Origin of the sequence: Bacillus sp. IS1 (assembly GCF_032461585.1) — a bacterium.
GTDB classification, from domain to species: Bacteria; Bacillota; Bacilli; order Bacillales; family Bacillaceae; genus Bacillus; species Bacillus velezensis.
The window spans coordinates 406249-421008 of sequence record NZ_JAWCWR010000001.1; the positions used below are offsets into that span (position 1 = coordinate 406249).

The window sequence follows — 14760 nt, forward strand, 5'->3', positions numbered from 1 at the left end:
GGTAATAGCATGTCTATTGCCCTTTTATTTTGATAACGGGAAAGAATTGGGTGTTTCATATGATACGGAGTATGACAGGCTTCGGCAGCGCAAGCAGCACAAAAGGCGATCTCTCGGCAACCGTTGAATTGAAATCCGTCAATTACCGGTTCAAAGAAGTGAACGCCCGCCTGCCACGGCCTTTGCTATATGTAGAGGATAAGCTGAAACAAACGATATTGCAGCATATACAGCGCGGAAGAGTAGAGCTGTTTCTCACTGTAAACAGTGACGCGCTCATAAAAAGAAGCCTGAACATCGATTGGGAGCTCCTTGATGAATATGTGAGCGCCGCACGCGTCATGAAAGAGCGCTACAGCCTGGCCGCAGAACCCGATGCAATGGATTTCTTTAAATTTGAACATATTGCGCAGATACACGAAGAACAGATGCGTGATGACAAGCTTGAAGAAGTCATCAGGGAAGCCGCTGAGCTGGCTGTAAAGGAACTTTGTGACATGAGGGAAAAAGAAGGACGGCTTTTGGCGGAAGACTGCTTTCTGCACATTGAGCGGCTTGAGACGCTGTCCGAACAGGTGAAAGAGCGCGCTTCGGCCGTTGTTATTCAATACCGCGAGCGTCTTTACGCCCGAATGAAGGAATGGACGGAGGACGCACTCGACGAAAGCAGGCTGATCACGGAATGCGCCATTTTCGCCGACCGTTCTGATATTACGGAAGAAATTACCAGATTGAAGAGCCATTTTGTTCAATTCCGTGATATATTAAAAGAAGGCGGGGCAGTCGGCCGCAAACTTGATTTCCTTGTTCAGGAGCTTAACCGGGAAGCGAACACGATCGGCTCAAAAGCCAATGATCATCAAATCACAAAGCTTGTCGTTGAAATGAAAAGTTCTATTGAAAAATTGAAGGAACAAGTGCAAAATATAGAATAGCGACTGTGCGTATTGTTTACAGACGGTCTCTTCAGGTTACACTAGAGACGTCTATTTTACAGGGGGAACGTAGAAGATGACGATTAAACTGATTAATATCGGATTTGGCAATATCATCTCCGCCAATCGGATGATTTCGATTGTCAGCCCGGAGTCTGCGCCAATAAAGCGAATGATCCAGGATGCAAGAGACCGCGGAATGCTAATAGACGCTACATACGGACGAAGAACCCGTGCAGTTGTCGTCATGGATAGTGATCACATTATCTTATCTGCCGTCCAGCCTGAGACAGTTGCACACAGACTTTCTGTGAAAGAAGAAATTATGGATGAAGGGCAGGGGTAATTGCCGCATGAAAGAAAGAGGGTTATTAATCGTTCTCTCAGGTCCCTCCGGAGTTGGAAAAGGAACGGTTCGGCAAGCAATATTTTCACAACAGGACACGAAATTTGAATACTCAATTTCAGTCACGACGAGAAACCCGAGAGAGGGCGAGGTCGACGGCGTCGATTATTTCTTTAAATCAAGAGATGAATTCGAACGCATGATTGAAAACAACAAACTGCTTGAGTGGGCGGAATATGTCGGCAACTATTACGGAACGCCCGTTGATTATGTCGAACAGACGCTTCAAGAAGGAAAAGACGTCTTCTTAGAGATTGAAGTGCAGGGCGCGCTCCAAGTGCGGAATGCATTTCCGGAAGGCCTGTTTATCTTCTTAGCGCCGCCGAGTCTTTCTGAACTGAAAAACAGAATCGTGACAAGAGGGACTGAAACCGACGATTTAATCGAAAACAGAATGAATGCCGCAAAAGCTGAAATCGAAATGATGGACGCGTATGATTATGTCGTTGAAAACGACGATATCCAAACGGCTTGCGATAAGATTAACGCAATCGTTCTCGCCGAGCACTTAAAACGTGAACGCGTCGCTCCGAGATATAAGAAAATGCTGGAGGTAGAATAACTTATGTTAGATCCGTCAATTGACTCTTTAATGAATAAATTAGATTCTAAATATACGCTGGTGACCGTGTCTGCAAGACGCGCGCGTGAAATGCAGATCAAAAAAGACCAGCAGATTGAACATACCATTTCTCACAAATATGTAGGCAAAGCTTTAGAAGAAATTGACGCGGGCCTGCTTTCGTTTGAAAGAGAAGACAGCGAATAACAAGCACACGTAGCAACCTATCTCTACATAGGTTGTTATTTTTTTCCGTTTGGGATTTGTCCAATGCTTTCATAAAGGGGAGAAGACTTCATGAAAAACCGAAACATTCTGCTATGCGTAAGCGGAGGAATTGCCGTTTATAAAGCTTCCGCACTCACGAGCAAGCTGGTTCAGGCCGGCGCAAATGTCAAAGTGATTATGACTGAGTCCGCGCGTGAGTTTGTTTCTCCGCTGACATTTCAGGCGCTGAGCCGGAATGAAGTGTATACAGATACATTTAATGAACAAAATCCGAAGGTGATTTCTCATATTGATGCCGCTGACTGGGCGGATTTAATTATTGTCGCGCCCGCTACGGCAAATATCATCGGCAAGCTTGCCAACGGAATTGCTGACGATATGCTCACAACGACGGTGCTGGCGGCTGAGGCCCCGGTCTGGGTGGCGCCTGCGATGAATGTCCATATGTATGATCATCCGGCGGTGAAACGGAATATCTCTGTGCTTTATCAGGACGGGGTCCGCTTTATCGAGCCGAGTGAAGGCTATTTGGCATGCGGATATGTCGGCAAAGGAAGGCTGGAGGAGCCGGAGCTTATTGTTGAGCGTGTCAGAGAGCATTTTAAGGAGCCTGAAGACGATGCGCCGCTGAAAGGAAAACATATTGTCATTACGGCCGGTCCGACGCGCGAAGCCGTGGACCCTGTCCGCTTCTTCACAAATAAATCCACCGGCAAAATGGGCTACGCCGCTGCTGAAGCCGCCGTCCGTCTCGGGGCGCGGGTGACGCTGATTTCCGGCCCGGTGTCAATAGAGCCGCCAGTCGGGCTGTATCAGTTTCTTCCTGTGCAATCGGCAGCCGATATGAGAGAAGCCGTGCTTTCTGTGTTTGATTCATGCGACATGGTGATTAAGACGGCGGCCGTGGCCGATTTTACGCCGGCGGCTGTTTCTGATCACAAAATGAAGAAGAAAGACGGTTCGCTCGTGATCGAATTCAACCGTACGGCAGACATACTGAAAGAACTCGGCGAACGGAAAACACACCAGCTGCTGGTCGGATTTGCGGCTGAAACGCAAGACGTCGAACGCTATGCGCGCAGAAAACTCGAACAGAAAAACCTTGATATGATCGTTGCAAATGATGTGAAAGCGGAAGGAGCCGGATTTGGCACGGATACGAATGTCGTCACCTTCTATTTCCGGGACGGAAGAAAACGGGAGCTTGCGCTTATGTCTAAACTTGACGTTTCCTTTGAAATGCTGAAGGAAATGACCGCTTTGAAAGCCGAGGACCGAAAACCGGTATGAATGTAGCAGAAGTCATTGTCGATGTCAGCTCCAAAAACATTGACAGACCCTTTGATTACAAAATTCCCGATCATTTAAAAGGGATGATCGAAGTCGGCATGCGGGTGATTGTCCCGTTTGGCCCGCGCAAGCTTCAAGGATTTGTGACCGGTTTGAAAGATTCGTCTGAATTAAACGGCGGCTCAATGAAGGAAGTCGAGAAGCTTCTTGATTTGACGCCCGTTCTGACTGAGGAACTGATGCAGCTGTCTTCATGGCTTTCTGACAAAACGCTGTCGTTTAAAATTACGGCGCTTCAGGCAATGCTGCCCGCCGCACTGAAGGCGAAGTACGAGAAAGAGCTGAAAGTCGTTGACGAAGAAGCGCTGACACCGGACATCAAACAGCTTTTCAGGAATCAAAAAAGTCTTCTGTACTCGGATATTACCGATGAAAGCATTCTTTCGTCACTTCAGAAATTCGTGCGCAAAGGAAGCATTGATGTCACATATAAAGTCGCCCAAAAAACGAATAAAAAAATGATCCGCATGATCGAAGCGGGGGCAGACAAAGAAGAACTCGCCCGGCACGCAGGTTCATTGACAAAACAGGCTTCTAAACAGCTCGCCGTGCTTACTTATTTTATCGGCGGGGGAGCAAAGATTTCCGCGGCCGAGCTTTGCAAAAAGACCGATTCCAGTTCAGCGACATTGAAAACGCTTCTTAAAAAGGGGCTTCTTACGGAAAGCTTTGAGGAGGTTTACCGCGATCCTTATCAGGACAGAATGTTCAAAAAAACAGAGCCGCTCTCTCTTACAGAAGAGCAGCGGGCCGCTTTTGAGCCGATTAAACAAGCTGTAGCCGACCATGTGCATCACGTCTTTCTGCTTCACGGCGTCACGGGAAGCGGCAAAACGGAAATTTACCTGCAATCCATTGAAAAAGTGCTGGCAAAAGGACAAGAAGCCATCGTGCTCGTTCCGGAAATCTCGTTGACACCGCAAATGGTCAACCGTTTTAAAGGCCGCTTCGGCTCACAGGTTGCGGTCATGCACAGCGGATTATCCACAGGTGAAAAATACGATGAATGGCGGAAGATTCAGCGCAAGGAAGTCCGGCTTGTCGTCGGAGCCAGATCGGCCATCTTTGCCCCGTTTGAAAATCTCGGCATGATCATTATTGATGAAGAACACGAATCTTCCTATAAGCAGGAGGAAATGCCGCGGTATCATGCAAAGGACGTAGCCATCCGCCGGGCCGAGCATCACAGCTGTCCGGTCGTCCTCGGGAGCGCCACCCCGACATTGGAATCATTTGCGCGGGCGAAAAAAGGCGTTTATGAGCTGCTACCGTTAAAACATCGCGTAAATCGCCAGCTCATGCCTGACGTTTCTCTCGTTGATATGAGAGAAGAACTGAGAAACGGCAACAGATCAATGTTTTCAAGAGAGCTGATGGAACAGCTGGAAGAGAAGCTTGCAAAAAAAGAGCAGGCTGTCCTTTTCCTGAATAAACGGGGGTATTCCTCGTTTGTGATGTGCCGGGACTGCGGTTATGTGCCGCAATGTCCGCATTGCGACATTTCAATGACTTATCACCGCTACGGACAAAGGCTGAAATGCCATTACTGCGGCCATGAGGAACCTGTCCCGGGAACATGCCCGGAATGCGGCAGCGAACATATCCGCTTTTTCGGCACGGGCACGCAGCGTGTGGAGGAGGAGCTTACCAAAGTGCTGCCTCAGGCGCGCGTGATCAGGATGGATGTGGACACCACTTCAAGAAAAGGCGCCCATGAAAAACTGTTGTCAGCGTTCGGTGAAGGGAAGGCGGATATCCTGCTCGGTACGCAAATGATCGCAAAAGGGCTTGATTTTCCGAACGTGACGCTCGTCGGAGTATTAAGCGCAGATACGACGCTTCACATCCCTGATTTCAGGGCTGCGGAGAAGACATTCCAGCTGCTGACGCAGGTAAGCGGACGGGCCGGGCGGCATGAAAAGCCGGGAACGGTGGTCATTCAAACGTATACACCGTCTCATTACAGCATTCAGCTGACGAAAACGCACGACTATGAAACTTTTTTTCAGCAGGAAATGGCGCACAGAAGGGCCCAGTCATACCCGCCTTATTATTACGTGGCGCTGGTGACTGTTTCTCATGAAGAGGCGGCAAAAGCCGCGGTCACCGCAGAAAAGATTACAAACTATTTAAGAGCGGGATGCGGGCCTGACACGAAAATTCTCGGGCCGGCGGCTTCCCCGATCGCCAGGATCAAAGATAGATATCGCTATCAATGCGTGATAAAATACAGACAGGAAAACGAGTTGCAGATTCAGTTGAAAAAGATACTGGAGCACTATAAACGCGACATTGCGCAAAAGCATGTAATGATTTCAATCGATATGAATCCGTACATGCTGATGTAACATTAGTTTTTGGAGGGCAAAATTTTGGCTGTGAAAAAAATCGTCACACACCCGGCGGAGGTTCTGGAAACACCTGCCGATGAAGTGACAGTGTTTGATAAAAAATTAAAAAAACTGCTTGACGATATGTACGATACGATGCTCGAAATGGATGGCGTCGGCCTCGCCGCGCCGCAAATCGGCATTTTAAAAAGAGCGGCCGTCGTGGACATCGGTGAAGAAAGCGGCCGGATCGACCTTATAAATCCGGTTATTCTTGAAAAGAGCGGTGAACAGACCGGAGTCGAGGGCTGCTTAAGCTTTCCCGGGGTTTACGGCGATGTCACCCGCCCGGATTACGTAAAGGTAAAAGCCCACGACCGTAAAGGAAAACCGTTTATTTTAGAAGCGGAGGGTTTTTTGGCCAGAGCCGTTCAGCATGAAATGGATCATTTAGACGGCATTTTATTCACATCAAAAATTACGGCTTACTACACTGAAGAAGAACTGGCAGAAATGGAAGGATGATTGGATGACAAGGATCGTTTTTATGGGAACGCCCGACTTTTCAGTTCCCGTCCTGCGCACGCTTATTGAAGACGGATATGAAGTGGTTGGTGTCGTTACGCAGCCTGACCGCCCGAAAGGCAGAAAAAAAATCATGACGCCCCCTCCTGTAAAGGCTGAAGCTGAACGTCACGGCATTCCCGTGCTTCAGCCCGAAAAAGTAAGGCTCGAAGAAGAAATAGAAAAAGTGCTCAGCCTGAAGCCGGACCTGATTGTTACGGCGGCATTCGGACAGATCCTGCCCAAGCAGCTGCTGGACGGCCCGAAATACGGCTGTATCAACGTACACGCGTCACTATTGCCTGAATTAAGAGGCGGAGCGCCGATACATTATTCGATTCTCCAAGGCAAGAAGAAAACGGGCGTAACGATCATGTATATGGTTGAAAAGCTTGATGCGGGCGATATGATTTCTAAAATCGAAGTGGAAATTGATGAAGCGGATAACGTCGGCACGCTTCACGACAAATTAAGCATAGCGGGGGCAAAGCTTTTGTCAGAGACCGTTCCGAACGTCATATCCGGAAATATTAAACCGATCAAACAGGACGAATCAAAAGCGACTTACGCGCCTAACATTAAGCGTGAGCAGGAGCGGATTGATTGGGCAAAGCCCGGAGAAGAGATTTACAACCAGATCAGAGGTTTAAACCCTTGGCCTGTCGCCTATACAACTTTGAACGGTCAAAATATTAAAGTATGGGCTTCTGAAAAAGTTGCGGCAAAAACTGAAGCTGCGTCCGGAACAGTCATCCGCACGGAGCAAAACGGCATTGTCGTCGCATCAGGAAACAGCACAGCCCTTTTAATCACTGAGCTGCAGCCGGCGGGAAAAAAACGGATGAAGGGCGAAGATTTTGTAAGAGGCAAAAATGTGCAGCCCGGTGACGTGTTAGGAGAAGCAAATGAAGAAAATTAATGTCCGGGAGCTCGCCCTTGAAGCGCTTGAGAAGCTTGAGCAAAATCAGGCATACAGCAACCTGCTTCTTACATCGGTTATCAAAACGAACACGCTCAGCGATCAGGACAGAGGGCTGCTGACAGAGCTTGTCTACGGAACGCTGCAAAATAAAATCGCCTTAGACTTTATGCTGAAGCCTTTTATCCGCAAGCCGAATAAGGTGAAGCCGTGGGTGATTCAGCTGCTTCGTCTGTCCGCGTATCAAATGGAGTATTTAGAAAAAATTCCGGATCGCGCCGCCATCCATGAAGCGGTTGAAATCGCCAAAAAACGCGGGCATAAGGGCATTGCGTCCTTTGTCAACGGCATCCTCCGCTCCCTGCAGCGTGAGGGGGCGCCGTCATTCGCTGAAATTGAAGACCCGGTTCTCCGTCTTTCTACAGAGACAAGCCATCCCGAATGGCTCGTAAAAGAGTGGGTCGAGGCGTACGGCTTTGAGGCGGCTGAAAAGATCTGCCGGATTCATCTCATTCCGCCGAAGCAGACGCTCCGTGTCAATCACATAAAGAGCGACAGGGAAACGGTGCTGAATGAGATGGAGAATGCCGGTCTGGAAGCAGAAGCCGGAGACCTTTCTCCTGATGCGATTAAGCTTTTAAAAGGAAGCATCGCGAACACGGCATTTTTCCAAAACGGCCGGGTATCCATACAGGATGAAAGCTCAATGCTTGTCGCGCGGGCGCTGGACCCGAAGCCGGGCGAAACCGTTTTAGACGCATGCGCCGCACCGGGCGGAAAGTCGGCTCACATTGCGGAACTGATGGAGAACGAGGGGAGCCTCACATCGCTTGATCTTCACCGCCATAAAGTGAAGCTGATTAAAGAGGGCGCAGAACGGCTCGGACTTACGATCATCGACGCACAAACGATGGATGCGCGAAAAGCGGGAGAGGCCTTTGGCGCAGAACGGTTTGACCGTATTCTCGTTGATGCCCCTTGCTCAGGTTTCGGCGTCATCAGAAGAAAACCCGATATGAAATATACGAAGACGCCGGAGGACAGCAGACGGCTGTCAGAAATCCAGCTCGGCATTTTAAGGGAAATCGCCCCATTAGTAAAAAAAGGTGGCACACTCGTATACAGTACGTGTACAATGGACCGGACAGAAAATGAAGAAGTTATGCATGCGTTTATACAAGAACACCCTGAGTTTGAACCCGATTTGTCTCTTGAAAAGCGGCTGCCTGAAAAGGCGAGACCCTTTGTTCAGGATGGAAGCCTTCAAATTCTTCCGCATTATTTCGGAACAGACGGTTTCTTTATTAGCAGCATGAGAAAGAAGGGATAAAAAATGACACAATTAAAAAAGACAAGCGTACGGAAAGAGCTGCGGACTGAGCAGCCGTCCATTTACTCTTTTGAATTAGATGAAATCAAACAATGGCTGACTGAGAATGGCGAAAAGCCGTTCCGCGCAGCACAGATTTTTGAATGGCTCTATGAAAAGCGGGTTTCTTCATTTGATGAAATGACAAACCTCTCAAAAAGCCTGCGTGAAAAACTCGAGAGCCATTTTGTGCTGACAACGCTGAAAACGGCTGTAAAACAGACATCTCAAGACGGCACGATGAAATTTTTATTTGAGCTTCATGACGGTTATACGATCGAAACGGTTTTAATGAGACACGAGTATGGTAATTCTGTATGTGTAACGACACAGGTCGGCTGCCGGATCGGCTGCACATTTTGCGCGTCAACGCTCGGCGGTCTGAAACGGAATCTTGAAGCGGGAGAAATCGTCGCTCAAGTCGTGAAAGTGCAAAAGGCGCTTGATGAAACGGATGAACGCGTCAGCTCAGTCGTGATCATGGGAATCGGTGAACCTTTTGATAACTTTAACGAAATGCTCGCTTTCTTGAAAATCATTAACCACGATAAAGGGCTGAACATCGGAGCGCGTCATATCACAGTTTCCACCAGCGGAATCATTCCGAAGATTTACGATTTCGCCGATCAAAAAATGCAGATCAATTTCGCGATTTCTCTGCATGCTCCGAATACGGAAATCAGAAGCCGTCTGATGCCGATTAACAAAGCCTATAAGCTTCCTGACCTTATGGAGGCCGTCAAATATTACATCGAGAAAACAGGCAGACGGATCAGCTTTGAATACGGGCTGTTCGGCGGCGTAAATGATCAGGTCGAACATGCAGAAGAGCTTGCAGAACTGTTAAAAGACGTGAAATGCCATGTCAATTTAATTCCGGTAAACTATGTGCCTGAACGGGATTACGTCCGCACACCGAGAGATCAGATTTTCGCATTCGAAAAAACGTTAAAATCCCGCGGTGTAAATGTCACGATCAGAAGAGAGCAAGGCCATGACATTGACGCGGCCTGCGGTCAGCTTCGCGCGAAGGAGCGTCAAGACGAGACGAGGTGAAGAGGTTGATTACAGCCTTGAAAACAGATACAGGTAAAGTCCGCCGGCATAATGAAGATGCGGCGGGCATTTTCACAAAAGAAGACGCGGTGCTTGCGGTTGTCGCCGACGGCATGGGCGGTCATCTTGCCGGAGATGTAGCGAGCAGGATGGCGGTTGCGGCGATGGAAGAGCAGTGGAACCGGACCGAAACGGTTCCTTCTCTGCCGTCTGCTTGCGAGGATTGGCTGAAAGACCGGATTCATGAGGCGAATGTCAAAGTACATGACCACGCTAAAGCGAATGAAGAATGCCGGGGAATGGGCACCACCGTTGTTTGCGCCTTATTCACCGGGAAGTTTGTCACTGTGGCTCATATCGGTGACAGCCGGTGCTACCTGCTTCAAGAGGGGGAATTCACTCAGCTGACTGAGGACCATTCGCTTGTGAATGAGCTGGTCAAGACGGGGGAAATTTCGAAAGAGGACGCCGAGCACCATCCGCGGAAAAATGTATTGACGAGAGCGCTGGGGACAGATGAAACCATCAGTCCCGACGCCCGTTCTTTTGAACTGTCTGACGGCGATCAGCTGCTTTTATGCTCTGACGGACTGTCAAATAAAATAGAAGATCACGAGATCAAACAAATGCTTCAAGCCGAATCTGATCCTCAGGAAAAAGTAGACCTTCTCATCAGCAAAGCGAATCAAAACGGCGGCGAAGATAACATCACGGCTGTGTTGATTGAGTTTTCCGCAGATGCAAAAGAGGGTGAAGACAAGTGCTAACCGGCAAGCGGATCAGCGGGCGTTATCATATCCTCCGGCCCATTGGCGGCGGCGGAATGGCAAACGTTTTTTTAGCTGAGGACATCATTCTCGAACGTGAAGTCGCAATTAAAATTCTGCGGTTTGACTTTGTGAATGACAATGATTTTATCAGGCGTTTCAGAAGAGAAGCACAGTCGGCATCAAGCCTCGATCATCCGAATATCGTGAGTATTTACGATATCGGGGAGGAAGGCGATATTTATTACATTGTCATGGAATATGTGGAAGGCATGACATTAAAGGAATACATAACCACACACGGACCGCTTCATCCGAAAGAAGCGCTGTCCGTTATGGAGCAGATCGTCTCGGCCATCGCCCATGCCCATCAAAACCATATCGTGCATCGGGATATTAAACCGCACAATATATTGATAGACCATTTAGGGCATATCAAGGTGACGGATTTCGGCATCGCCACAGCGCTTACGTCTACGACAATCACACATACGAATTCTGTGCTGGGCTCGGTTCATTATTTGTCTCCGGAGCAGGCGAGAGGCGGTCTTGCAACGAAAAAATCAGATATTTACGCGCTCGGCATCGTGCTGTTTGAGCTTTTAACAGGCAAAATCCCTTTTGACGGAGAATCAGCAGTCAGCATAGCGCTTAAGCATCTGCAAACAGAAACGCCTTCCGCCAGAAAATGGAACCCTTCCATTCCGCAGAGCGTCGAAAACATTATTTTAAAGGCAACCGCTAAAGACCCGTTTCACCGCTATGAAAGCGCCGAGGACATGGAAGCGGACATCAGAACGGCTTTTGACGCCGGCAGGCTGAATGAACAAAAATTTTCCGTTCAGGATGATGAGGAAATGACAAAAGCCATTCCCGTTATTGCTGACGGCGCAAAAGCCGCGCCTCAGGCGGAAACGCCGGGGGAGACGGATGATAAGGAACAGCAGCCCGCCAAAAAGAAAAAACGGAAATGGCCGTGGGTTTTGCTGTCCGTCTGTTTCATTTTCATTATGGCGGCTGTTCTTGCGGTCACCGTGTTCCCGTCTTTGTTTATGCCTAAAGATGTAAGCGTCCCCGACGTACGGGGCATGAAGTACGAAAAAGCGGAAGCACTGCTTGAAAAGAACGGGCTCCGGGCGGATCCTGATATAACGGACATTGAAGATGACAAAATAGAAGAGGAATTAATGGTCAAAACGGACCCAAAAGCGGGGTCTACCGTTAAAGAAGGCTCTTCTGTAAAACTGTACAAAAGCATCGGAAAACCGAAAACCCAGCTGATCGACGTGAAAGGGCGGCAGATCGGCGACGCAAAAAAAGCGCTGAAGGAAAAAGGCTTCAAACATGTCAATGTCAAAGAAGAGAACGATGACAGCGAGGCCGGCACCGTAATTGATCAGGACCCGTCAGCCGGCACCGACATGGTCGCAAGCGACGATGAAGTCAATCTAACGGTCAGCCTCGGCCCGGCGGACGTTACGCTGAGGGACTTAAAGACTTACAGCAAAGAAGCGGCTTCAGGGTATCTTGAAGATAACGGCCTGCAGCTTGTTGAAAAACAAGCCCATTCAGATGACGTGCCAAAAGGACAAGTCATGAAGCAAGAGCCGGCAGCCGGCACTGCGGTTAAGCCGGGAAGTAATGTTGAAGTGACGTTCTCGCTCGGACCTGAAGAAAAACCGGCGAAAACGGTAAAAGAAAAAATCGGCATTCCTTACGAACCCGAACATGAAGGGGACGAGCTTGAAGTGCAAATCGCCATCGATGATAAGGACCACAGCATCTCTGATACGTATGACTCGTTTAAAATAAAAGAGCCGACTGAAAAAACAATTGAACTGAAGATTGATCAGGGACAGAAGGGGTATTATCAAGTGATGGTCGATCATAAAGTCGTCAGCTACAAAACGATTGAATACCCGAAAGATAATGACTGACAAGGAGGGACCCTATGCCTGAGGGCAAAATTATAAAAGCGTTAAGCGGATTCTATTATGTCTTGGATGAATCACAGGACAAGATCATTCAATGCAGGGGCCGGGGCATTTTCAGAAAAAATAAAATAACGCCTCTGGTCGGCGATTATGCCGTTTATCAGGCTGAAAATGATAAAGAAGGCTACCTGCTGGAAATCAAAGAACGAACAAACGAGCTGATCAGGCCGCCGATTTCAAATGTCGATCAGGCCGTTCTCGTCTTTTCTGCCGTTCAGCCGGCGTTCAGCACGTCTTTATTGGACCGTTTTCTCGTCCTTGTGGAAGCCAACGGCATTCACCCGATCATCTGCATAACCAAAATGGACTTAGCTGCAGACGGGGAATCGAAAGAGGCGATACTTTCTTACGTGAAAGACTATCAGGGGATCGGTTATGACGTATATGTGACGTCATCAAAAGAAAACAGCGGTTTAACAGGCATTGTGAAACACTTCGAGAACAAAACGACGGTGTTTGCCGGTCAGTCCGGAGTCGGAAAATCTTCGCTTTTAAATGCGATCAGCCCGGAGCTTGAGCTGAAAACAAACGAGATTTCCGCGCATTTGGGACGCGGAAAACATACGACGCGCCATGTGGAGCTCATTCATACATCAGGCGGTCTGGTGGCGGATACTCCGGGGTTCAGTTCGCTTGAATTTACCGGCATTGAGGAAGAAGAGCTGGGCAGCACGTTCCCTGAGATCAGAGAAATAAGCGCCTCTTGCAAATTCAGAGGCTGTCTGCATCTTAAGGAGCCGAAATGCGCGGTAAAGCAAGCGGTGGAAGAAGGAGAGATTCAGCCGTACCGCTATGAGCATTACAAAGAATTTATGCAGGAAATAAAAGAGAGAAAGCCGAGGTATTAATATGATTAAGGTTGCGCCATCAATTCTTTCCGCCGATTTTGCTTCACTGGGCGAGGAAATTAAAGACGTGGAAAAAGGAGGGGCGGACTATATCCATATTGATGTCATGGATGGCCATTTCGTCCCTAACATTACAATCGGGCCGCTTATCGTTGAAGCCGTCCGTCCGGTGACTGATCTGCCGCTGGATGTCCATCTTATGATTGAAAACCCGGACCGCTACATCCCGGCATTCGCAAAAGCCGGTGCGGACATCCTTTCCGTTCATGCTGAAGCGTGTCCGCATCTTCACCGGACCATTCAATTGATAAAAGAGCAGGGGGTAAAAGCGGGAGTTGTGCTCAATCCGCATACGCCCGTCCAAATGATTGAACATGTGATCGAGGAACTTGACCTTGTGCTGTTAATGACGGTTAACCCCGGTTTTGGCGGCCAGCGCTTCATTCATTCGGTTCTGCCGAAAATCCGTCAGGTCAAACAGCTGGCTGAGGAGAAAGGCCTGTCTGAGCTTTTAATCGAAGTGGACGGAGGCGTTAATAAAGAAACAGCCCCTCTATGCGCTGAAGCGGGCGCCAATCTGCTTGTTGCCGGGTCTGCCGTATATAATCAGCCGGATCGGAAAAAAGCCATCGCTGACATCCGAAACGCGTAATAAACATGCTGAAAAAGAGCCCGGTGAAAGCCGCCGGCTCTTTTCGCGTCTAAGAGAGAGGAAAACATATGAAGACAATCAATATCGTTGCGGGCGGCCCGCGGGAGCTTATTCCCGATCTATCCGAATACACTGACGGAGATACGACGTGGGTCGGAGTCGATAAAGGGACGGTTTCTCTTTTGGAAGCCGGAATCATTCCGCAGGAAGCTTTCGGTGATTTTGACAGCATTACGGAAGAGGAGCTCATGCAGATTCAAAAAGCGGCGCCGGCCCTCCATGTGTATCAGGCGGAAAAAGATTATACCGATCTTGAACTCGCCCTTGACTGGGCTTTACAAAAAGAACCGGAAACCATTCGGATGTTCGGTGTGACGGGCGGAAGAGCCGATCACTTTTTAGGGAACATCCAGCTGCTGTATAAAGCCTTACACAAGAATACCGATGTCGAGCTGATCGACCGGCAGAATGACATTCAGATGTTCGGGCCCGGCCGTTATACAATTGAAGAAAAAGCGCGCAGACGCTATATTTCTTTCATTCCGTTTACGGAAGCGGCAGACGGCCTGACACTCGACGGTTTTAAATATCCCCTTGATAATTGTCATATTCCTCTGGGTTCCACACTATGTATTAGTAACGAACTCATTCATTCACGAGGTACTTTTTCGTTTGCAAAAGGCATATTAATAATGGTAAGGAGCGCGGATTAGAAAAGCGGCTTCTGCCATATGCGGAAAAAACCATGAATCCTAAAGTGATGAACGCAGCGGATACGGG

The 14760-nt window shown here is 48.6% G+C and carries 15 protein-coding genes; all 15 read left to right on the top strand.

The window, feature by feature from the left end; genetic code table 11:
• The first annotated feature begins 59 nt into the window (after positions 1 to 59).
• The 15 genes from RUW00_RS01880 (at position 60) to RUW00_RS01950 (ending at position 14693) form a co-directional block, all read left to right on the top strand.
• Positions 60 to 935: a YicC/YloC family endoribonuclease gene (locus RUW00_RS01880; RefSeq protein ID WP_014417740.1), complete on the top strand. Its 876-nt coding sequence runs from the start codon at positions 60 to 62 to the stop codon at positions 933 to 935.
• Positions 936 to 1011: 76 nt separating this feature from the next.
• Positions 1012 to 1281 (top strand): extracellular matrix/biofilm regulator RemA, encoded by a 270-nt coding sequence (gene remA / locus RUW00_RS01885; protein WP_003154355.1) that lies wholly within the window; start codon positions 1012 to 1014, stop codon positions 1279 to 1281.
• Positions 1282 to 1288: 7 nt separating this feature from the next.
• The gene (gene gmk, locus RUW00_RS01890; protein ID WP_003154347.1) at positions 1289 to 1903 is read left to right on the top strand and encodes a guanylate kinase; all 615 of its coding nucleotides are present in this window, start codon (positions 1289 to 1291) and stop codon (positions 1901 to 1903) included.
• Between the two features lie 3 nt (positions 1904 to 1906).
• Positions 1907 to 2110 (top strand): DNA-directed RNA polymerase subunit omega, encoded by a 204-nt coding sequence (gene rpoZ, locus RUW00_RS01895; protein WP_003154346.1) that lies wholly within the window; start codon positions 1907 to 1909, stop codon positions 2108 to 2110.
• A 90-nt stretch (positions 2111 to 2200) separates the two neighbouring features.
• Positions 2201 to 3421 carry a bifunctional phosphopantothenoylcysteine decarboxylase/phosphopantothenate--cysteine ligase CoaBC gene (gene coaBC, locus RUW00_RS01900; protein ID WP_003154345.1) on the top strand — a complete coding sequence of 407 codons (1221 nt, stop codon included), beginning with the start codon at positions 2201 to 2203 and terminating at the stop codon, positions 3419 to 3421.
• The gene (gene priA, locus RUW00_RS01905; protein WP_061862181.1) at positions 3418 to 5829 is read left to right on the top strand and encodes a primosomal protein N'; all 2412 of its coding nucleotides are present in this window, start codon (positions 3418 to 3420) and stop codon (positions 5827 to 5829) included. Before coaBC ends, priA begins: the two co-directional genes overlap by 4 nt.
• Before the next feature lie 24 nt (positions 5830 to 5853).
• Positions 5854 to 6336, top strand: coding sequence for a peptide deformylase (gene def / locus RUW00_RS01910; protein ID WP_095271945.1), 483 nt, complete (start codon positions 5854 to 5856; stop codon positions 6334 to 6336).
• A gap of 4 nt (positions 6337 to 6340) precedes the next feature.
• Positions 6341 to 7294: a methionyl-tRNA formyltransferase gene (fmt, locus tag RUW00_RS01915; RefSeq protein ID WP_095271948.1), complete on the top strand. Its 954-nt coding sequence runs from the start codon at positions 6341 to 6343 to the stop codon at positions 7292 to 7294.
• Entirely contained in the window at positions 7281 to 8624 is a 1344-nt protein-coding gene (gene rsmB / locus RUW00_RS01920; RefSeq protein WP_014417745.1) for a 16S rRNA (cytosine(967)-C(5))-methyltransferase RsmB, read from the top strand. The genes fmt and rsmB overlap by 14 nt, the downstream gene beginning before the upstream one ends.
• Before the next feature lie 3 nt (positions 8625 to 8627).
• Complete coding sequence (gene rlmN / locus RUW00_RS01925; protein WP_014417746.1) at positions 8628 to 9719, top strand: dual-specificity RNA methyltransferase RlmN; 1092 nt, start codon at positions 8628 to 8630, stop codon at positions 9717 to 9719.
• A gap of 5 nt (positions 9720 to 9724) precedes the next feature.
• The gene (locus RUW00_RS01930) at positions 9725 to 10486 is read left to right on the top strand and encodes a Stp1/IreP family PP2C-type Ser/Thr phosphatase (RefSeq protein WP_007409750.1); all 762 of its coding nucleotides are present in this window, start codon (positions 9725 to 9727) and stop codon (positions 10484 to 10486) included.
• Positions 10480 to 12423 carry a Stk1 family PASTA domain-containing Ser/Thr kinase gene (gene pknB, locus RUW00_RS01935; protein WP_315956448.1) on the top strand — a complete coding sequence of 648 codons (1944 nt, stop codon included), beginning with the start codon at positions 10480 to 10482 and terminating at the stop codon, positions 12421 to 12423. Before RUW00_RS01930 ends, pknB begins: the two co-directional genes overlap by 7 nt.
• 14 nt (positions 12424 to 12437) lie before the next feature.
• Entirely contained in the window at positions 12438 to 13328 is an 891-nt protein-coding gene (gene rsgA, locus RUW00_RS01940) for a ribosome small subunit-dependent GTPase A (protein WP_007611350.1), read from the top strand.
• A gap of 1 nt (position 13329) precedes the next feature.
• Positions 13330 to 13980: a ribulose-phosphate 3-epimerase gene (gene rpe / locus RUW00_RS01945; protein ID WP_014417749.1), complete on the top strand. Its 651-nt coding sequence runs from the start codon at positions 13330 to 13332 to the stop codon at positions 13978 to 13980.
• A 68-nt stretch (positions 13981 to 14048) separates the two neighbouring features.
• A complete protein-coding gene (locus RUW00_RS01950) occupies positions 14049 to 14693 on the top strand; it encodes a thiamine diphosphokinase (protein ID WP_014417750.1) in 645 nt (214 codons plus the stop codon).
• Positions 14694 to 14760: the final 67 nt, after the last annotated feature.